Origin of the sequence: Corynebacterium sp. HMSC08D02 (assembly GCF_001807505.1) — a bacterium.
GTDB classification, from domain to species: Bacteria; Actinomycetota; Actinomycetes; order Mycobacteriales; family Mycobacteriaceae; genus Corynebacterium; species Corynebacterium pseudogenitalium.
This window is the reverse complement of sequence record NZ_KV789243.1, coordinates 17,018-36,093: the sequence shown is the minus strand read 5'-3', so window position 1 is coordinate 36,093 and position 19,076 is coordinate 17,018. Positions and strand designations below refer to the sequence as shown.

General features: G+C 64.0%; 18 protein-coding genes. 8 read left to right on the top strand and 10 right to left on the bottom strand.

The annotated features are described in order from the left end of the window. The first annotated feature begins 433 nt into the window (after positions 1–433). Positions 434–877: a hypothetical protein gene (locus HMPREF3170_RS05470; protein WP_070478336.1), complete on the top strand. Its 444-nt coding sequence runs from the start codon at positions 434–436 to the stop codon at positions 875–877. Positions 878–1,208: 331 nt separating this feature from the next. On the opposite strand, the gene HMPREF3170_RS05465 is transcribed toward HMPREF3170_RS05470, so the two are convergent. From HMPREF3170_RS05465 to HMPREF3170_RS05440, 6 genes are all read right to left on the bottom strand, one after another. Next, positions 1,209–1,550 carry a hypothetical protein gene (locus HMPREF3170_RS05465; RefSeq protein WP_070478334.1) on the bottom strand — a complete coding sequence of 114 codons (342 nt, stop codon included), beginning with the start codon at positions 1,548–1,550 and terminating at the stop codon, positions 1,209–1,211. Positions 1,551–1,570: 20 nt separating this feature from the next. Beyond that, complete coding sequence (locus HMPREF3170_RS05460; RefSeq protein WP_070478332.1) at positions 1,571–2,002, bottom strand: hypothetical protein; 432 nt, start codon at positions 2,000–2,002, stop codon at positions 1,571–1,573. 92 nt (positions 2,003–2,094) lie between these two features. Then, positions 2,095–2,427: a branched-chain amino acid transporter permease gene (locus HMPREF3170_RS05455; protein WP_070478330.1), complete on the bottom strand. Its 333-nt coding sequence runs from the start codon at positions 2,425–2,427 to the stop codon at positions 2,095–2,097. Further along, positions 2,424–3,137, bottom strand: a complete 714-nt coding sequence (locus HMPREF3170_RS05450) for an AzlC family ABC transporter permease (RefSeq protein WP_070478329.1) — start codon at positions 3,135–3,137, stop codon at positions 2,424–2,426. Before HMPREF3170_RS05450 ends, HMPREF3170_RS05455 begins: the two co-directional genes overlap by 4 nt. Continuing rightward, positions 3,138–3,746 (bottom strand): YqgE/AlgH family protein, encoded by a 609-nt coding sequence (locus HMPREF3170_RS05445; protein WP_070478327.1) that lies wholly within the window; start codon positions 3,744–3,746, stop codon positions 3,138–3,140. Continuing rightward, entirely contained in the window at positions 3,739–5,160 is a 1,422-nt protein-coding gene (locus HMPREF3170_RS05440; protein WP_070478340.1) for a CCA tRNA nucleotidyltransferase, read from the bottom strand. Before HMPREF3170_RS05440 ends, HMPREF3170_RS05445 begins: the two co-directional genes overlap by 8 nt. Positions 5,161–5,309: 149 nt before the next feature. On the opposite strand from HMPREF3170_RS05440, the gene HMPREF3170_RS05435 reads away from it, so the two are divergent. The 7 genes from HMPREF3170_RS05435 (at position 5,310) to HMPREF3170_RS05405 (ending at position 15,383) form a co-directional block, all read left to right on the top strand. Then, positions 5,310–6,062, top strand: coding sequence for an NUDIX hydrolase (locus HMPREF3170_RS05435; RefSeq protein ID WP_083290885.1), 753 nt, complete (start codon positions 5,310–5,312; stop codon positions 6,060–6,062). After that, positions 6,059–8,524, top strand: coding sequence for a DUF6049 family protein (locus HMPREF3170_RS05430; protein WP_070478326.1), 2,466 nt, complete (start codon positions 6,059–6,061; stop codon positions 8,522–8,524). The genes HMPREF3170_RS05435 and HMPREF3170_RS05430 overlap by 4 nt, the downstream gene beginning before the upstream one ends. A 1-nt stretch (position 8,525) precedes the next feature. Then, positions 8,526–11,834 carry a murein biosynthesis integral membrane protein MurJ gene (locus HMPREF3170_RS05425; protein ID WP_141742214.1) on the top strand — a complete coding sequence of 1,103 codons (3,309 nt, stop codon included), beginning with the start codon at positions 8,526–8,528 and terminating at the stop codon, positions 11,832–11,834. A gap of 86 nt (positions 11,835–11,920) precedes the next feature. Next, positions 11,921–12,472, top strand: a complete 552-nt coding sequence (locus HMPREF3170_RS05420) for a sigma-70 family RNA polymerase sigma factor (protein WP_070478322.1) — start codon at positions 11,921–11,923, stop codon at positions 12,470–12,472. Between the two features lie 373 nt (positions 12,473–12,845). Next, a complete protein-coding gene (gene trxB, locus HMPREF3170_RS05415) occupies positions 12,846–13,796 on the top strand; it encodes a thioredoxin-disulfide reductase (RefSeq protein WP_070478321.1) in 951 nt (316 codons plus the stop codon). Positions 13,797–13,826: 30 nt separating this feature from the next. After that, positions 13,827–14,150: a thioredoxin gene (gene trxA, locus HMPREF3170_RS05410; protein ID WP_070478319.1), complete on the top strand. Its 324-nt coding sequence runs from the start codon at positions 13,827–13,829 to the stop codon at positions 14,148–14,150. Positions 14,151–14,201: 51 nt separating this feature from the next. Beyond that, a complete protein-coding gene (locus HMPREF3170_RS05405) occupies positions 14,202–15,383 on the top strand; it encodes an N-acetylmuramoyl-L-alanine amidase (protein WP_284804844.1) in 1,182 nt (393 codons plus the stop codon). Here HMPREF3170_RS05405 and HMPREF3170_RS05400 read toward each other — a convergent pair whose 3' ends face one another. The 4 genes from HMPREF3170_RS05400 to yidC all read right to left on the bottom strand — a co-directional run bounded on the left by HMPREF3170_RS05400 (position 15,384) and on the right by yidC (position 19,064). Then, the gene (locus HMPREF3170_RS05400) at positions 15,384–16,469 is read right to left on the bottom strand and encodes a ParB/RepB/Spo0J family partition protein (RefSeq protein WP_070363383.1); all 1,086 of its coding nucleotides are present in this window, start codon (positions 16,467–16,469) and stop codon (positions 15,384–15,386) included. A 2-nt stretch (positions 16,470–16,471) separates the two neighbouring features. After that, complete coding sequence (locus HMPREF3170_RS05395) at positions 16,472–17,353, bottom strand: ParA family protein (protein WP_070363382.1); 882 nt, start codon at positions 17,351–17,353, stop codon at positions 16,472–16,474. Between the two features lie 20 nt (positions 17,354–17,373). Continuing rightward, entirely contained in the window at positions 17,374–17,991 is a 618-nt protein-coding gene (gene rsmG / locus HMPREF3170_RS05390; protein ID WP_070478316.1) for a 16S rRNA (guanine(527)-N(7))-methyltransferase RsmG, read from the bottom strand. 92 nt (positions 17,992–18,083) lie between these two features. Then, on the bottom strand, positions 18,084–19,064 hold the full coding sequence (yidC, locus tag HMPREF3170_RS05385; protein ID WP_070363380.1) for a membrane protein insertase YidC: 981 nt from the start codon (positions 19,062–19,064) through the stop codon (positions 18,084–18,086). Between the last annotated feature and the right edge of the window lie 12 nt (positions 19,065–19,076).

Below are 19,076 nucleotides of genomic sequence, written 5' to 3'. Positions count from 1 at the left end.
AAGCTTCGTTGGAGTCCGCGCGGCGGACTGTGCGGGAGGTTGGGTTGCAACAACGGCGAGTTGTCCGCCCCGCGGAATGCGTGCTTCGCCGATGCAATTCGCGAAGTGGTGTCCGCCCCGCGGAAAGTGAACAATACTGGGTTGCAACAACGGCGAGTTGTCCGCCCCGCGGAATATCGAAACACGCAATCACCTGTCCGCCCCGCGGACAATCGGAGCCGTTCGACGGCCCCATGGGAGTAGCAAGTTCTCAACCCACTCTGACCTATTGGTCCGAGCCCGCGCAGGGCAGGGGAGCGCTGTTCCCAAATCACCTCTCGGAATCATTTGATCTCCGAAGTAACGCACAGGACGTTCCGATCGATGTTAGTTGCAGACATGCCAAAACTTTGGCGAGTCCCTAACTTTAACCGATCCCACAAAGGAGCTACCCATGAACCGTTTTACCTCCGTAGCAGCTGCTGCAACTCTGTCCCTGTCCCTGGTCGCTGGCCCTGCATTCGCGGCTGAGGCTCAGCCTTCCGACAAGGATGCCAAGGTTGGCTCCTCGGTTGCCTACGCGCAGTGCAAGGTCAAGGCTGAGGCCGCAGAGAAGGAAAAGGAGGCTAAGGCAAAGAAGAAGGCAGCTGAGGCACAGACTGCTGGTGACATCGCTAAGAACAAGGCTGATCAGACTCGTCAGGAGATCCGCGAGGAGCTGACCTCTTCTTCTGACGAGCTGGATTGTGTCAAGGAGCTGATCAACGACAAGGATTACAAGGCAGGCATTCTCGGTCTCCTGATCGGCGTTCCGGCTGCGCTCGTTGCACTTCTTGGTGTCGTTGCTGCAGTCTCCGGCGTCATTCCGGGCATTCAGCTTCCAGCGCTGCCGTTCTAATTCACTTATCGACGCCACATTCTGACCCAGCCTCTCGTATAAGGCTGGGTTTTTCAATTTGATTGGCGCCTATTAATTCCCAGTCAATAGCTCGGCCCCATCAACCCGCTCATGGATCATCTCAGCCCCACACCACACTGTTGAGTGACTATAAATATAGGCACAACATCCCCTGGGGACGCTTCAGACCTGGCAAGTAAGTGGCAGAAATTGAAGCTTCGCCCCTACCAAGACTATGGACCAGTCTAACGTATGTGACGTTATTAAACCCTGTGGCATATACGCGAAAGCGCCCGGCCCGAAACCCGAGCCGAGCGCAAAATCTTGAAATCTACTTTGCGTTCAGTGCCAGAAACGCAAGACCACCAAGAGCCGCAACACCGAGCAAGGAACCCCAGATGATGTCGAAGGTGCGGCCGATAGGCCAATCCTTTTCACGGTCATTGTCGAAAGAGCTTTGCAGTGCAGCGAGACCGAACTCAGCCTCGGCGATTGCCTTCTTGGCGTCAGCTTCGTTCTCGGCAGCGCCAATCTTACCGATCTGCAGAAGGGTCAACGCTGCGACAGACGAAGTGACCTCGTCTCCGCTCGAAGTCTCCCCAGCCTGTGCCGGTACAACAGCGAGCGAGAAGGCAGTGGTGGCTGCGATGGCAGCGGTAGCGAAACGCTTCATGGGAATCTCCTGAATAAATGTTAGAACGGAAGCTGAATGAGGCCTTGCTGAGCAGCGATGCCGCCCACCAAGGCAAGAATGGCGGCAGCAATACCGGTACCGACTAGGATGTCGTAGGTAGTCCCGAGCTTGTAGCCGTTGTTCGCGTCATTCTTATAGGACGACAAGATAATGGCATCGGACTTTTTATTGTTCTCCCCAGCCTTGGTCTTGAATACGCCTGCTTCGGAGGAGCCCTTGAATGGCGCTGACATGCCGATGCCCGGCTTAGCAAACTCAGCTACAGCCAGCAAAACTGCGTAACCGACTGCCTCATCTTCAGAAACCTTCGAAGAAGAGTCATATCCAAAACCCGGAGGGGTCTTATCACCTGCGTTAACAGCACCCGCCGGAACAACAGCGAGCGAAAGGGCAGTGGTGGCTGCGATGGCAGCGGTAGCGAAACGCTTCATGGGAATCTCCTGAATACAGAGGGCGATATTGCCAGGCTTTTAACAACAACCGCTAATGTATCAGGCAGTTTCTAACTCAGCAACACTTCTATTCACAAGACAAGGTTGACGAGCGCCACGTACAACCCCGTGCCGACCAGGATGGAGAGGGCGGGGGAGCGTCGCCAAGCGTGGAGGGCGAGCGTCACGAAGCCGACGAGCACCCCGGTCCACACGGGCTGGTCGGAGCTGGTGAAGGTGTACAGCACGAGGACGATCATGACACCGACGGGCATGTAGAGGCGGAGGAAGTCGAGAAGGGGGCTGCCGTCTAGCCATCCGCGGAAGGCGAAGGGCAGGGCACGCAGAAGCACGGTGACCACGGCGATCGGCAGGATGACGGCCCACACCATGGGCAGCTCAACGCCGGTGGGGAGTCCGTTCATCGCTTCCACTCCAATCGCTTATCGACGCCAGGTACCCAGAACCGAACCAGCAGGACCAGGAAGTACGCGATGAGCGCTACCATCAGCATCTGCCCGGGGACGACGAAGGCTGCAACGAGCCCGATCCCAGCGGCGATGAGCACGGCGCTCATGTCGCGGGATGCCTGGAACGCTTCGTAGGCGAGGACGATGAAGAGGGCGGTGAGTGCGAAGTCCATGCCCTCGATTGTGCCGGGAAGGCGTTCGCTGGCGAGCGCGCCGACGAGACCAGACACGACCCAGAGCGCCTGGCACATCATGTGGATGGCAATGAGGCGCGGGCCGGTGTAGCGCGTGGTCTGCTGTCGGGCGCTGATGACGGCGTAGACTTCGTCAGTCAGTGAATACATCGAATAGAGGCGGCCGAACGTCGAGCGGATCGCGTCCCGCGGGTAGGTGAGGCCGTAGAAGAGGTGTCGGAAGTTCACCATGAAACCGGTCATCGCGGCAGAGGCGGGGCCGACGCCGCCGAGCACCATCGGGATTGCGAGGAACTCGGTGGAGCCGGCGTAGATAAGCATCGAGAAGACCGGCGTCCACCACCAAGCGAAACCGGATTGCACCATGAGCAGGCCGAACGCCAGCCCCAGTGGCACGACGCCGAGGCCGACGAGCCACATGTCCCGCACCCCGAAGCCGAGTTCTCGCAATGTTTCACGTGAAACATTCATCTAGTTGTCCTCGATGTCGGACGGGAAGGTGGCGAACAGGGGTAGGGGCATGGGTTGGCGGCGTAGGACGTCGGCCCACAGATCGACACTCGCGGGCGTGATCACGTCGGAGGGGAGGGCTGGGGCGACGTACCAGTCGCCGCGCTCAATCTCCTCGTCGAGCTGCCCGGCGTCCCACGAAGAGAACCCGGCGAAGAGGCGGAAACCCTCCAGCAACTCAGAGAAGGAATCAGCTGGTTCGTGCATGTTCACGTGCACGAGTTTGTTCGCAAGGCGCGTCAGGGTCGGGTGCTCGGCGATGTCGACGTCGTTGCGCGTGACGCCCAGGCCAACGGCAGCGTTCGGGCTGACGGGTCCGCCGTAATACATCACCGCCGGCTCGCTGGCGAGCGACTCCCACTCGGGCAGCACGTTTACAACGGCGGCGTCGGAACGACGATTCAAGATGACGCCGAGCGTGCCCTGCTCGCCGTGCTCGATGACAAGGACAACCGTGCGGGCGAACTCAGGCGAGAACATTCCGGGCGCAGCGACGAGCAGCATACCGCTGTCGGGTTCCGTGCGCTCGAGTGACGTAAACAAACGGTCGCCGTAGAAATACTCAGACATTACGTTCCTCCCACCAAGACTTCAGGGCAGCGACGGCCTCGTCGTGCTCGAGTTCGCCGCGCTCCAGACGTAGTTCCTTCATATACTTCCAGGCCTCGCCGACCTCCGGGCCGGGCTTAAGATCCAGGATCTGCATGATTTCGTTGCCGTCCAGGTCAGGGCGGATGCGCGCAAGATCCTCCTGCTCGGCGAGCGTCGCGATTCGCTCCTCGAGGTTCTGGTACGCACGCTGCAGGCGGCGCGCCTTGCGTGGGTTTCGCGTGGTGCAATCGGCGCGGACGAGTTTGTTCAAGCGGCCGAGGAGGTCGCCGGCGTCGGTGACGTAGCGACGCACCGCCGAATCGGTCCACTTGCCTTCGCCGAAACCGTAGAAACGCATGTGCAGGAAAACCAACTGGCCGACGTCGCTGATCACGTGCTTCGGGTACTTCAGCGCACGGAGCCGCTTACGCACCAGTTTCGCGCCCACGACCTCGTGGTGGTGGAAGCTCACGCCGCCGCCTTCTTTGACGGCCCGGGTGGCGGGCTTGCCGACGTCGTGAAGCAGCGCGGCGAGCCGCAACTTGAGATCAGGGCCGTCGTCCTCGAGCTCGGTTGCCTGGCGCAGCACGGTCAGCGAGTGTGCGTAGACGTCCTTGTGCTGCATGTGTTCGTCCTGCTCGAGCTGCAGCGCGGGCACCTCCGGCAACACATACTCGGCTAGGCCGGTACGGACCAGCAGGTCAATGCCCTCCCAGGGGGCGATGCCGCACATCAGCTTGTCCAGCTCGGCTTGGATGCGTTCGACCGTGATCCGCTCAATCTCACCTGCCATGTCGCGCATCGCGTCGAAGACGCGCGGGGCCACCTCAAATCCGAGTTGGGAGACGAAGCGGGCGGCGCGCAGCATGCGAAGCGGGTCGTCGCGGAAGGAAACCTCAGGGGCCTGCGGGGTGTCCAGGCGGCGTTGCAGCAGGTCAGAGACACCATCAACGGGGTCGTGGAAGATTGGGCGCAGCTCACCGTCGACCACGTCGAGCTCGATGGCCATCGCGTTGCAGGCAAAGTCGCGCCGAATGAGGTCGCCGTCGAGGGTGTCGCCGAACGTCACCTCGGGGTTGCGTGTCACGCCGTCGTACAGGTCGGAGCGGAACGTCGTGATCTCGACCTGCTGGCCCTCGCGCACGGCGGCCACGGTGCCGAACTCGATGCCGGTGTCCCAGGTCGTCTCGCCCCACTCGTCGAGAATTTCCTGCACGGTGGGGGGCAGGGCGGACGTCGTGAAGTCGAGGTCGTGCCCGAGCTTGCCCAGCATCGCGTCGCGCACGGGCCCGCCGACGAGGTAGAGGTGCTCGCCCCGCTCCACGAAGCGCTGGGCGAGGGGCGTCAGCAAGCCACTGAGCTTTTCGACGCCCTCTTCGGCCCGAACCTGCAACGCCGCGACGGCGTTCGGGTCGGAGGGGTCGGGGAGGTCGAACGGGCACCGGTGTGTTTCTTCAGTCTTTGTCACCTCTCACACGATACTTTGCTTCCCTGGTGCTGTTAAGTACCACAAAGGTGGCCAGTGCGGATACCATGAATTGAATGACTGAGAACACTCGGCCGAAGCCGGTTCCTCCGTCGGAGCGGAAGTCTTCGAACTCTGGCGGGAAGGGGCGCGGGGACGGCGCTAACTCGAAGGCGGGGGGTGACTCCCCGAAGCGGCGGCGTGGCCGTCGGCGTGGTTCGCACGCCAAAAAGCGGGGGTCGCAGCAGCAGCGTCGCCGCGGGTCGAACCGGCGGGGGCGGGGCGCGTCGGCGCGGAAGAAGCAGCAGCGGCCGGTTGATTCGTCGCTGGAGACCCGGAACGAGACGAGTGCGGGCGGCCTGGTGGTGTCGGGTATGGCGGAGGCTGTGGACCGGCACGACAAGGTGGACTTGTCGAAGATTTACGTCGCGCTGATTGGGCGGCTGGACCGTCGGGGGCGTCTGTTGTGGTCGATGCCGAAGGGCCACGTTGAGGAAGGCGAGGAGCAGTGGCGCACTGCGGAGCGTGAGGTGTGGGAGGAGACCGGGATTACCGGCGAGGCCTTCAACACGCTCGGTGTGATTGATTATTGGTTCATTTCTGAGGGTGTCCGTATTCATAAGACGGTGCACCACAACTTGTTGCGCTACGTCGACGGGGTGTTTAATGACGAAGACCCGGAGGTCACGGAAGTCGCGTGGGTGCCGATGAACCAGCTGATCGAGCGCCTGGCATACGCGGACGAGCGCAAGCTCGCGCGGATCGCGGTGAACAGGATGCCGGACTTGGCGCGCAAGGAGGCCGCGGCCGGAAGGTTGACACCGCGATGAGCAGCGTGCGTAGCGGAGCCGCGGCGGTTGCAGTGGCGGCGCTGGGTCTGCTCCCGGTCACGGCGGGCGCCCTACCAGCGCCAACGTCGCCCGAGGACCCGGCGGTGGCGTCGCAGTGGGTGAACCCGGCAGTTCGTCCGGGGGAGGGCACCCGCGCGTCCATCACGCTTGTCGACGCCCCCTCGGCCCTCAACGCCGGCGAAATGTTTCACGTGAAACTTCGCATCCACAACGACACGGACGCGCCACTGGCGAACCTGCGCGTGGTCCCACGGCGTGGCCCGGCCACGGGTTCCGTGCTGGACCAGCGCGCGGCGGCGGTCGCCTCGGTGAGCGAGTACGGCCCGGTGGGGCGCGGAGTGGACGTCGATAAGGAGTTGGGCGCGGGGGAGTCGGCAGAGGTCGAGCTGGACGTTGAGCTGCCGGGCGCGGGGACGTACCCGCTACTCTTCGAACTCAAACAGAACCTGACCTCGCTGGACACTGAGCGCTTCCACATCTCGGTGCGCGGCGAGCCGTCGGAGGACCCGGCGCCGGCTATGACCGCGCTGTACCCGATCACCGCGCCGATTGACATCGTGCCTGGCGAGACTGGGGAAGCCCCGGAGCGCTCCCCGCTGCTGCTGAAGTCGGAGACGTTGGCGAACCAACTCGCGCCCGGCGGGCGCCTTGAGCGGCTGCTCAGCCAGTACGAGGACGCGGTGGAGGAACCTGGCGTTGGCTTCGCCACGTGCGTGGGGCTGGACCCGGCGCTCGTGGACACGGTGGCGCGGATGGCGGAGGGCTACCGCGTCACCACCACGCGCCCGCCCGTCGCTGAGGAGCCCAAGCGGCTCCGCGACAGCTGGACCACCGACGACACCACCGCCCAGGGCGAGATAGGCAAGGGACAAGCAGACGCGCAGGCGTGGCTGGCTCAGCTGCGCAGCGTCGCAGCGAAGGGCTGCACGGTGGCGCTGCCGTGGCAAAACGTAGACGTCAACACGCTGGCTCGCACCGGCGACCAGTGGCTGATGCGTGAGGCGTTGGAGCGCGGTCCGTTCGTGCTCGAGCGGGAGCTCGGCACGGCGGGCACGCTCAACGCCGTCATCCCGGGCGCCGGCTACATCACGCCGGACGCGGCCCCCGCCTTCGGCTGGGCCAACCACATCGACTCCGCGATCCCGGAGCACGGCCTCCAGGGGGAGTGGGAGGCGGCTCGGGCGGAGCGGGCGTCGACAAGTGGGGACGGGCAGGCGGCGCTCGACCGCAACGAACTGCCGGACCCCGCGGACGTGTTCCCGGCGGCGCCTGCGCACCCGGTGCACGTGCTGGCGGCGCGAAGCAGCGTCGACCACCCGGGCCCCGGCAACGCCGCGTGGGTGGCGCCGGGGGTGATGGCGGTCCAATTCCAGGACTCGCTGGCCTCGGTCTTAGCGACGGTCGGCTCCGCCCCCGCCACCGTCGGCTACTCGAATGACGCGCTACGGTACCGCTACGAGATGGACTCCCAGCGGGCGCGCGCGATCAATGCGGCCTCCGCGCTCAGGCTCGCGGTGCAGGAGGCGACGCCGGAGGAACCGGTGTTCGTGAACCCGCCGGCGGGCTGGGACGCGGACTCGGCGGCACTGCTGCTGGGGACGGTCGCGGAGATGGTCCGGTCCGGTGAGGTCGCGCCGATGAGTTTCGGCGACTTCCTGAACACGCCCGACCCGGCGGAGGTGCCGACGGCGACGCGCGTGGGCACGCTGTTTCCGGATCCGACAGTGGTCTCGGACGCGGAGGTGCTGACGGCCTCCCAGCAGGCTGAGTTCACAGATGACTTGACGCAGCTGCTCGCGAACGACCCACAGGTGGCGCTGACGCGTTACGGGTTCACGCTGCCGCTGCGCCGCGATGTGCTGGCGGCCCTGAGTATGCAGGAGCGACAGTCGCTGTCGCGGTACGACGCCGCCGTGCGCACCACGGCCGAGCGGTTGCGGGGCAGCCGCGACGTACTGCAGGCGCTGCGGGCGTCGGTGACGCTGATTCCACCGGGCAACGTGTACACGCGGACCTCCCCGTCAAGCCCGCTGCTGATCGTGGCGCAGAACGGGATGCCGCTACCGGTACAAACGACCATCCGGTTCCAGGCAGCGAGCGGCCCGATCACGCTGCACGTGCCAACCACGATGCGGATCCCGGCCCGCGGCTCGCAGACGGTACAGATGACGGCGGACTACCCGGAGGACCAGCGCAGTATTGACCTGCAGCTGTACCTGGCGGGTACCGACGGCAGTCCGATCTCGCAGCCGGTGAACATTTCTGTGCGCACGGCGGGCGCCGCCGTGGAGGGCTGGGCGCTGGTCACCGGGCTTGGCGTGCTGGTGGTGCTGATGCTGATGTATTCGGTGGGCCGCCGGCGCCGGGCGCGGGCTGCGCCACGCAGCCCAACAACACAGCAACGTTTGGACAATGAACACCCACCTTTGATTGGAGACTGACGTGGTTGAGCAACCTCGGGCTGGTACGCGTGGCCGAATCGTGCCCCCTGCGCCGCCGGCGCCGGTGCCCACCCCGCGAGAGAACCCAGAGCTTATCGACGCCACCGAGGCCGAGGCCCCGGACCGTTCTACGCTGACCGCGGACCCTTCGGCGGCGGTGCCAGATCCCGCCCCGGAGAGTAATTCCGTGGTGCGGGCGACGGGGTCGATGGCGATCGCGACGCTGATTTCGCGCATCACGGGGTTCATCCGCACGGTGCTGATCGGCGCCGCGTTGGGCCCGGCGGTGGCGTCGGCATTTAATACGGCGAACACGCTGCCGAACATTATTACGGAGATCGTGCTGGGGTCCGTGCTGACGGCCCTGGTGGTGCCGGTGTTGGTGCGCGCGGAGAAGGAGGACCCGGACCACGGGGAGCGCTTTATCCGCCAGCTGTTCACGCTGACGCTGACGCTCCTGACGGTGGTGACCATCATCGCGGTGGCCGCCGCGCCGTTGCTGACGCGCGTCTTCCTCGACGATGAGGGCCAGGTGAACGTCGCGCAGTCGACGTCGTTTGCGTATTTGGTGTTGCCGCAGATTTTCTTCTACGGCATGTTCTCGCTGTTCATGGCGGTGCTGAATACGAAGGAGCATTTCCGGCCGGGTGCGTGGGCGCCGGTGGCGAACAACGTGGTGTCAATTGCGGTGCTGCTGGGGTACATGATGTTGCCGGGCAGTTTGAATCCCGCGGCGCCGGCGTCGATAGCGAATCCGCATGTGCTGCTGCTGGGCGTCGGCACGACGTTGGGTGTGGCGGTGCAGTGCCTGATTATGCTGCCGGCGCTGCGCAAGCTCGGCATTAACCTGCGGCCGCTGTGGGGTATCGACGACCGCCTCAAGGTGTTCGGCGGGATGGCCCTGGCGATCGTGACTTATGTGGGTATTAGCCAGGTCGGCTACATCGTGACCACGCGTATCGCGTCGATGGCGAGCGACGCCGCCCCGATTATTTACCAGCAGCACTGGATGCTGCTGCAGGTGCCCTACGGCATCATTGGCGTCACCTTGCTGACGGCGATCATGCCGCGCCTGTCCCGCAACGCCGCCGATGGTGATGACGCCGCGGTGGTCCGGGACCTGACGTTGGGCACGAAGCTGACGTTCATCGCCCTGATCCCGATCATTGTCTTTATGACGGCGCTCGGCCCCGACATCGGGCACGCGTTGTTCGCGTACGGCAACTTCGACGGCAACACGGCCCGCACGTTGGGCCTGACGGTGAGTTTCTCCGCGTTTACGCTGATCCCGTACGCCTTGGTGATGTTGCACCTGCGCGTGTTCTACGCGCGGGAGGAGGCATGGACGCCGACGTTCATTATCGCCGGCATCACGATTACGAAGGTGGTGCTGTCGTACCTTGCGCCGCTGGTTGCGGATTCGACGCAGTCCGTCGTGGTGCTGTTGGGCGCTGCGAACGGCTTCGGTTTCGTCGCCGGCGCGGTGATCGGCGCGCTGCTGTTGCGTCGGAAGTTGGGCACGCTGGAGGCGCGTTCGGTGCTGCACACGTCGCTGTGGGCGACGGCCTCGGCACTGATCGGTATCGCGGTGATGTTCCTGGTGCGCTGGCTCGTGCGCGATGTCGCGGGTATCGACGCCCCATCCTTCCTCGGCGGCCTCATCGGCTTGCCGTCGCTGGGCTTCTTGTTTGAGGTGATGGTCCTCGGCGTGCTGTTCGTGGTGGCGACGGGCCTGGTGCTGTCGCGCTCTGGTCTGCCGGAGGTGCAGAACCTGGGCCGTGCTCTGGCGCGCATCCCGGGCATGGGTCGCTTTATCCGCCCGGACGAGGACGCCGCGATCGAGGTCGGCGAGGTGGACCTGCGGGATGTGTCGCAGCAGTTCCTGGCCGCCGATACGTTCAATGCGTCGCCGGTGCCGCCGCCGATGTCGGCCGGTGTCGTGCGCGGCCCGCGCTTGGTACCGGGTGCGTCGGTGTCGGATGGCCGCTTCCGCCTCATCCGCGATCACGGCTCTACCACGGGCGCGCAGTTCTGGCAGGCCCGCGAGGTGTCGACGGGCCGCTCCGTGGCGCTGACGTTCGTCGATACGACGGGCATGGCCCCGATGGCTCCGGCGACGCCGCGCCAGGCCGCTATCGACGCCGCGGGTGTGTCGCGCCGCACGCGCAAGCTCGCGATGTTGCGCCACCCGGCGCTGCCGGAGAACATCGAGATCGTGTCGTATCGCACGGGTGCCCTCGTGGTCGCTGACTGGGTGGAGGGCTCCTCGGTCCGCGCGGTCGCCGAGTCAGGCCAGACGTTGCACACGGACGCGGTGGCGAACGCGCTTGCCCCGTTGGCGGGCGCGATCGCCGCGGCGCACGAGGCTGGGGTGCCGCTCGGGTTGGATAACCGCCAGCGCCTCCGTATCGACCGCGAGGGCCACGTGCGCCTCGCGTTCCCGGCCGTCTTGCCGGACGCCTCCGCCGCCGACGACGCCGACGCCTTCGCCTCCGCGCTGCAGCTGCTGACCACCAACGTCGACTCCGATGACCTCGCCGACGTCGCCAGCACCACCCGCGCCCTCGTCGACGCCGACGCCATCGAGTCCCACGACTTCCGCGAGCTCGAGCGCCAACTCACCCGCGACGAAGCCGAGGACGCCCCCGCCGAAGCAATCGACCCCGTCGAGCCGGTCGAGGAGCAGTCTGAGGAGCCGAAGGACCTGCGCGGCGGTTTCGGATCCCGCCGCTACGGCCCGGTCACACTCGCGGTGCTGCTGTCGCTCGCGGTTGGCGCGGTGATCATCATCGCGGCGCTCACCGCGTACCTGGTCGGCTTCCTCTCCGGCGACGACACGAACGCGCCCGTCACGGTGGACTCGGTCCAGACCGGGGTAGAGGAGGTCGAGGAGGAGGTCACGGGCCTGCCCGTGTTGCTCACCCCGATGCGCGCGACCATCGAAGGTGCTTCCGCACCCGAGCTTGTCGACGCCGACCGCTCCACCACCTGGACCGGCTCAGACAACGTGAGCGTCGAGCTCCGACCCGCCAAGGGCGCGACCGCCCGCAAAGGGTTCACCCTGGAGCACGTGATCGTCGATACCCCATCCAACGGCGACACCTTCCGGATCTACGGCCTGCCCGCCGGCGCCTCGTGGAACGGCGACGTCGCAGACCTGCCGCTGCTTAAGGAGGGCACGTTCCTCAACGGCGAAAACGGCATCGACGTCGACAAGTCCCCCGAACTGTCCGGGCTCGTCCTTACTGTTTCCGGCCAGGACATCATCCTCCGGGACGTCACCCTCATCGGGCGCACCAACTTGAAGTGACGATGTCCACCATGGTGGACAGAAAACGCTTCCTCTTCCGGCGCTGATGCATCACACTGGATGCATCAGCAATGGGAGGGTGCATCATGCGCAGAAAAACGGACCACCAACTCGTCCACGACTACATCGCAGGCGACATCCACGCCTTCAACCTCATCGTCCGGCGCCACGAACGCAACATGCTCGGCGTCGCCCTTCGCTACTCACGCAATGAGTGCGACGCCGAAGACATTGTCCAAGACGCCCTACTGAAAGCGTCACGCCACCTGTACGGTTTCCGCTTCGAGTCGAAGGTGTCTACCTGGCTGTACCGCCTGGTTGCCAACGCTAGCCTGGACCATCAGCGCCGCCGCAAGGCCGAGTACACCGTCTCCCTCGACGACAACAACGAGCTTTCCCAGGACAAGGATCCCCGCCTGGCCCACGACCCGACCGCCAACCTGGACCGCCTCATCGCCGTCAAAGACGCGCTTCGCGTCGTGCCGGAGGCGCACCGGAAAGCCGTCTTCCTCATCGACATTATGGGCATGTCGCTCCAGTCCGCCGCCGACACGTGCGGCGTCCAGCCCGGCACTATGAAGTCCCGCCGCGCCCGGGCTCGCGCCATGATGCTCGAGCACATGGAAGGGGTCTGTTAGCTCCTCGCTGGGGACTCGCACCACATTCCAGGATTTTGACCATCCCCGAGGCGTTTCCCCAGGTCGCGTGCTTCGCGTGGGGGAATTTGGTGTCCAGGAAACGGGGCGAGTGACAAAAGACGCAATTCGAAAAAACGCGACCTACATACCTGCAGGTCGCAAAAGGGCTAGGCAACAAGGGGTGTGTCTTTTGGCACTGGGTCCCATCAAGGAGACACCAAATTCCTGCTTTCCAGCAGGACGCTCGGCGTTTCCCCAGGTCGCCAACCCCTCAAGCGGGAATCTGGTGCGCATGCCAAAAGCACACGTCTGGAACAAACAGTAGACTGGCTACGTTTACACCCCTGACAGAGCAAATCTACGAGGAGTTTTCATGACCAACGAGGCCAGCGAACAAACAGAACAAATTCATGACGTGATTATTGTCGGCTCGGGCCCGGCGGGGTACACGGCAGCGCTGTACGCGGCGCGTGCGGAGCTGAACCCGCTGGTGTTTGAGGGTTACGAGTACGGCGGCGAGCTGATGAACACCACTGAGGTGGAGAACTTCCCTGGCTTCAAGGATGGGGTGATGGGCCCGGATCTGATGATGCAGATGCGCGATCAGGCGGAGAAGTTCGGCGCGCGCCTGGAGTCGGAGCTGGTGGACAAGGTTGATCTCAGCGGTGACGTGAAGAAGGTCTTCGTGGGGGATGACGTCTACCAGGCCCGCGCGGTCATTCTCGCTACTGGTGCGGCGCCGCGTCACCTGGGTATTCCGGGTGAGGCTGAGCTGACGGGTCGCGGTGTGTCCACGTGCGCGACCTGTGACGGCTTCTTCTTTAAGGATCAGCACATTGCCGTTGTCGGTGGTGGGGATTCGGCGATGGAGGAAGCGACGTTTTTGACCAAGTTTGGGTCGAAGGTTTCCATTATTCACCGTTCGGAGAACTTCCGCGCGTCGCAGATTATGTTGGAGCGCGCCCGGGCGAATGAGAAGATTGAGTTTATTACGCATTCGGTGGTCGAAGAGGTCGTCGAAAAGGATGGCAAGGTTGGCGGCCTGAAGGTGCGCAACGTGCAGTCGGGCGAGGAGTCGGTGCTGGACGCGACGGCGTTGTTCGTGGCGATCGGGCACGATCCGCGTTCGGCGTTCCTGGAAGGCCAGGTGGCCACGGACGAGGGCGGGTACGTCCTTGTCGACGCCCCTTCGACCCGCACGAACGTGCCGGGCGTGTTTGCGTGTGGCGATTTGGTGGATAACCACTATCGTCAGGCGATTACGGCGGCTGGTTCGGGGTGCCGGGCGGCGTTGGATGCGCAGCATTTCCTTGCGGCGCTTTAGAATAGAAAGAACTGTGTTCAAGGAGGAACGATGAGTGCACCTGTTGATGTGACGAAGAATACGTTTAAGGCTGAGGTCGTTGAGGCTTCGACGCCGGTGTTGGTGGATTTTTGGGCTGAGTGGTGCGCTCCGTGCCGGAAGTTGTCGCCGACGTTGGATGAGATTGCGTCTGAGCTGGATGGCAAGGTGAAGGTCGCGAAGGTGAATGTGGATGAGGAGCGTGAGCTGGGAATGATGTTCCAGGTCATGTCGATCCCGACTGTGTTGATCTTCAAGGATGGCCAGAAGGTGGATGAGTTTGTGGGGGCGCTCCCGAAGGCGCAGATCGTCCAGAAGGTTGAGTCGTATCTGTAGGCTGTCCGTCGTAGGATGGACTGCATTGTTGGTTTTGTAGAAAGGTGCCCAGTGGGTGACATTCTCCGCGTAGGTGATTCGAGTGCTCGCGTGGCCGAGGCGCGTGCGACGCTTGCGCGTTTGGGCATGTTGGAGGACTTCGATGGGGACATCGAGGACTTCAACTCGCGGCAGTTCACTCCCGACGAGATGCTTTTCGACGCCCCTTTGGCGGAGTCCGTGAAAGCATTTCAGCAGTCGCGGGGAATTATGCCGACTGGCGCTATCGATGACTTGACGTTGCGTGAGCTGCGTGAGGCGTCGTATACGTTGGGGGCGCGTGTGTTGCAGTACCAGCCGAATCAGGAGTTGGTGGGCGACGACGTGGGGCAGTTGCAGACGCAGCTGCATGAGCTGGGCTTTTATTCGGATCGTGTGGATGGGCGGTTCGGTCCGCGCACGCACGAGGCCGTGATGAACTACCAGCTGAATTCGGGCTTGGAAGACGATGGGGTGTGTGGCCCGGATACGTTGCACGCGTTGAGTCTGTTGGGCCGCCGGATTACGGGCGGTTCGGCGCACGCGATTCGTGAGCGTGAGCATGTGCGTGCGGCTGGCCCGCAGTTGGCGGGCAAGCGCGTGGTGATTGATCCGCATCTTGGTGGTGCGGATAAGGGCGCGCTTGTCGACGGCCCCTTTGGCCAGATCACGGAGGAGGAGATCCTGTGGGATTTGGCGCAGCGCGTGGAGGGCCGCATGATTGCGGCTGGTGTGGAGACGATCATCTCGCGTCCGCGTGGTGATAATCCGTCGTGTAAGGAGCGCGCCGATCTGGCGAACGGCTTCGACGCCGACTTGGTGATTTCCCTGCAGTTAGACCGTTATGCCAATGAGAAGGCGAATGGTGTGGCGACGTTCTACTTCGGTTCGGAGAACGGGACGTCGTCGATGACGGGGGAGACGCTGTCGGGCTATATTCAGCGTGAGATTGCGGCGAGGACGTCGCTACGGAATTGCTGGAATCATGCCCGGACGTGGGAGATGCTGCGGATGACGCGGATGCCGTCGGTGGAGATCGTGGCTGGCTATGTCACGAATCCGCACGATGTTGAGGTGGTGACGGATCCGCAGCAGCGTGACGCGATCGCGGAGGCGATTGTGGTGGCGGTGAAGCGCCTGTACTTGCTGGATTCTGATGACCAGCCGACAGGCACCTACTCTTTCCAGGACTTGCTCCGCCAGGAGCACCTGTAGTTAATCGGTGCCCTGGATGAGGCCCATGATGCGCTCGAAGTCCTGACGGTCGCCGAATTCGACGACGATTTTGCCTTTTCGTTTGCCCATGGTGACGGAGACTTTGGTGTCCCATTCGTCGGCGAGTTGGTCGGCGGCCCGGGTGAGGTATTCGGGCTGGGGGACGGGTTCGCGGCGTTTCTTTTGTGGGACGCCGCCTTCGTTATTCATGAGCGTGACGGCTTCTTCGGTGGCGCGGACGCTTAAGCCCTCGGAGACGATGCGTTCGGCGAGCAGGGTCTGGCCGTTGGAGGTCAGGGCGTCGCTGCCGAGCTTGAGGCCGAGCAGCGCACGGGCGTGGCCCGCGGAGAGTACGCCGGCGGCGACGCGGCGCTGCACCGGCACCGGCAGGCGCAGGAGGCGGATCGCGTTGGTGATCACTGGGCGGGAGCGGCCGAGTTTGTCGGCGAGTTGCTCCTGGGTGACGCCGAACTCTTCGAGGAGCTGCTGGTAGGCGGCGGCTTCTTCGAGTGGGTTGAGTTGGACGCGGTGGATGTTTTCCAGGAGGGCGTCGCGAAGCATGTCCTGGTCGGAGGTTTCGCGGACGATGGCCGGGATGTGCTTCAGGCCGGCTTTGGAGGCGGCGCGCCAGCGGCGCTCGCCCATGATGAGCTCGAAGCCCTCTGGGGTGTCGCGGACGACGATGGGCTGCAGCAGGCCGAACTCGCGGATGGAGTGGACCAGCTCGTTGAGGTCGTCTTCGTCGAAGACCTGGCGGGGCTGCTTCGGGTTCGGGATGATCTGCCCGACCGCGATTTCCTGGTAGCGCGCGCCGACCGGCACCGGCTGGATGACGTTCTCGGGGGTGGCGCCGACGGTGGGCGCGCCCGCAACCTTGGGCCGCTTTCCGCGCGGCGGAAGCTTGTCGCCGCCACCGGAAGCTCCCGAAGCCCCGGAAGCCCCGGCGGCGCCGGCTGCGCCGAAGATCACGTCGGAGGCTTTGCCGCCGATGCCGCCGGTCTTGCCGGTTTTGTCGGTCGCGGCTGGTGCCTGCGGGATGAGTGCTGCTAGTCCGCGACCGAGGCCGCCTTTACGCTCTTGTGCCATGGTTATTCCTCGCCCTCGTCAAGTTGTTGGGCCACCTGGGGGCTGACGCCAATGGGCCCCGTGGTGGCGTGTGGTTGGTAGTCGCCGCGTGTTGCCAGTTCGCGGGCGGCGTCGTAGTAGGCCAGCGCTCCGCTGGAGAGTGGGTCGTAGTCGATGACGGTCTGGCCGTAGCCTGGCGCCTCGGAAACCTTCACGGAGCGTGGGATGACGTTGCGCAGCACCACTTCGCCGAACTGGTTGCGCACTTCGCCGGCGACGTCGGCTGCAAGCCGCGTGCGGGCGTCGTACATGGTGAGCACGATCGCGGAGATGTGCAGGTTGTGGTTGAGGTGCTCGCGGATCATGCCGATGTTGCCGAGCAGCTGGCCGACGCCCTCAAGCGCGTAGTACTCGCACTGGATGGGGATCATGACTTCGTCGACGGCGGTCATGGCGTTGATGGTGAGCAACCCGAGTGATGGTGGGCAGTCGATGAAGACGTAGTCGAAGTTGTGTTCTTCGAGGAAGCCGCGCCGGATGGCGTCGTGCAGCCGGTATTCGCGGCGCACCATGGACACCAGCTCGATTTCGGCGCCGGCGAGGTCGATGGTGGCAGGGATGCAGTAGAGGTTCTCGTTGTTGGCGTGCGCCTGCAGTGCTTCCTCCGGCGTTGCTTCGCCGATGAGGACTTCGTAGCTGGAGGTGGTGCCGGAGGTGTGCTCGGCGCCGAGCGCGGTGGAGGCGTTGCCCTGCGGGTCCAGGTCGATGACGAGGACGCGCATGCCTTGGCGGCTCAGTGCCGACGCCATGTTCACCGATGTCGTCGTCTTGCCGACGCCGCCCTTCTGGTTCGCAACGGTGAACACGCGGGTGTGCGCGGGGCGTTGCAGCGTGGCGTTGTCCATGCTGGTGGTGTTCCTTTCCGCTATTTCCGCACGATTCGGATGAGAGTGGTCGGCTGGTCGAGGACGTCGGCGCCAACCTGGAAAATGTTCGGCGTGATCCCCCCGGCTTTCTTAATCGCCCGCGCGTCGCGTTCGAGTTCTTCTGCAACACTAGCGCCTTTCAGCGCCAACATCGAGCCCCCGCGGCGTACCAGTGGAAGGCTCCAGCCGGCCAGCTTGCCCAGGGGTGCGACGGCGCGCGAGGTGACCACGTCGAACTGCCCGCCGGGCTGCTCCTCGGCGCGGCCGCGGACGACGGTAACGTTGTCCAATCCCAGCTCGTCTTTGACCTCGGCGAGGTACGTGGAGCGCTTCAGCAGCGGCTCGATGAGGGTAAAGGAGACGTCGGGGCGCGCGATGGCCAGTGGGATGCCGGGCAGCCCTGCGCCGGAGCCGATGTCGGCGACGGTGGTGGCGTCGTTAAGTGCTTCGGAGACCACCGCACAGTTGAGGATGTGCCGTTCCCACAGGCGGCTGACTTCTTTGGGGCCGATGAAGCCGCGCTCGGCGGCGGTTGTGGCGAGCGATTCGTGGTAGGCCTCGGCGAGCGGCAGGCGATCGCCAAAGATGGTGGCGGCTGCTGTGGGCTGTTCTGACACGGCTGTGTACTCCTTTGAATTTTTAGTCTGGCATCGACTCTAGTAAAAGTAACGCCCCCAGCAAACACTTGCTGGGGGCTGGGGGCTACCGGTTACTTGCCTTGCTGCTTGCGCTGCTTCTTGCTGCGCTTGTCCACCTTGCGTGCGCCGACAACGGGCGCGGAGGCGCGCTTGGCTTCCGCCTTGGCGCGCTCCTCGGCCTCTTCCTCGGCGTCCATCTTGGCAAAGACGATGCGGGTCTGGAAGAAGGTCCACACGTTGTTGGCCAGCATGTAGAACAGCAGGCCGATGTGCCACAGGAAGCCGGACGCGATGATCATGACTGGGAAGACCCAGAGCATCATCTTGTTCATCATCTGCATCTGCTGTTCCATCATGGCGGCGTTGTCACCGGACGGGGAGTTGACCTTGCCGGCGGCGCGGCGTGCGGCCTGACGGTTCATGGACATCCGGGCGTTGAGGTGGGTGAACGTCGCGGAGATGAGCACGAGCGGCAGGCACACCATGATGATGTTGGCGCGGGTGAAGTCCAGGCCGGTGAACGCCGCGAAGGCGTCTTCTGGCATGGACATGTACGCGGAGAGCGGCACGCCGAAGAAGTCGGCGTCCAGGAAGGAGCGGACGTCTTCTGGGGAGAACGCGTAGTTGGCCAGGTTGCGGTTTTCTTCAACGCTGAGGCCCAGCTGGTTGGGGCCGGTGCCGGTGCGGTTGAAGGAGCGCAGCACGTGGAACAGGCCGATGAACACGGGCATCTGTGCCAGCGGGACGATGCACGAGGCGAGTGGGTTGGTGCCCATCTCCTTGTACAGCTTCTGCGTCTCTTCCGCCATTTTCTGCTGGTCGTTCTTGTATTTTTGGCGGATTTCCTGCATCTTCGGCTGCATTTCCTGCATCTTGCGCATGGACCGCATTTGGTTGACCATGGGCTTGACCAGCAGGGTTCGCAGGGTGAAGGTGAGGAAGACGATGGACAGGATCCATGACAACGCCGAGTCTGGCGAGAGGATGAAGCCGAATACTTTGTGCCAGAACCACAGCACCCAAGAAATCGGCCAGTAGATGAAATTCAGCACTTTGGGGTGTTT

Coding starts and splice junctions, on each gene's coding strand:
- HMPREF3170_RS05470 (WP_070478336.1), top strand. CDS start 434: ATGAACCGTTTTACCTCCGTAGCAGCTGCTGCAACTCTGTCCCTGTCC.
- HMPREF3170_RS05465 (WP_070478334.1), bottom strand. CDS start 1,550: ATGAAGCGTTTCGCTACCGCTGCCATCGCAGCCACCACTGCCTTCTCG.
- HMPREF3170_RS05460 (WP_070478332.1), bottom strand. CDS start 2,002: ATGAAGCGTTTCGCTACCGCTGCCATCGCAGCCACCACTGCCCTTTCG.
- HMPREF3170_RS05455 (WP_070478330.1), bottom strand. CDS start 2,427: ATGAACGGACTCCCCACCGGCGTTGAGCTGCCCATGGTGTGGGCCGTC.
- HMPREF3170_RS05450 (WP_070478329.1), bottom strand. CDS start 3,137: ATGAATGTTTCACGTGAAACATTGCGAGAACTCGGCTTCGGGGTGCGG.
- HMPREF3170_RS05445 (WP_070478327.1), bottom strand. CDS start 3,746: ATGTCTGAGTATTTCTACGGCGACCGTTTGTTTACGTCACTCGAGCGC.
- HMPREF3170_RS05435 (WP_083290885.1), top strand. CDS start 5,310: ATGACTGAGAACACTCGGCCGAAGCCGGTTCCTCCGTCGGAGCGGAAG.
- HMPREF3170_RS05430 (WP_070478326.1), top strand. CDS start 6,059: ATGAGCAGCGTGCGTAGCGGAGCCGCGGCGGTTGCAGTGGCGGCGCTG.
- HMPREF3170_RS05420 (WP_070478322.1), top strand. CDS start 11,921: ATGCGCAGAAAAACGGACCACCAACTCGTCCACGACTACATCGCAGGC.
- trxB (WP_070478321.1), top strand. CDS start 12,846: ATGACCAACGAGGCCAGCGAACAAACAGAACAAATTCATGACGTGATT.
- trxA (WP_070478319.1), top strand. CDS start 13,827: ATGAGTGCACCTGTTGATGTGACGAAGAATACGTTTAAGGCTGAGGTC.
- HMPREF3170_RS05400 (WP_070363383.1), bottom strand. CDS start 16,469: ATGGCACAAGAGCGTAAAGGCGGCCTCGGTCGCGGACTAGCAGCACTC.
- HMPREF3170_RS05395 (WP_070363382.1), bottom strand. CDS start 17,353: ATGGACAACGCCACGCTGCAACGCCCCGCGCACACCCGCGTGTTCACC.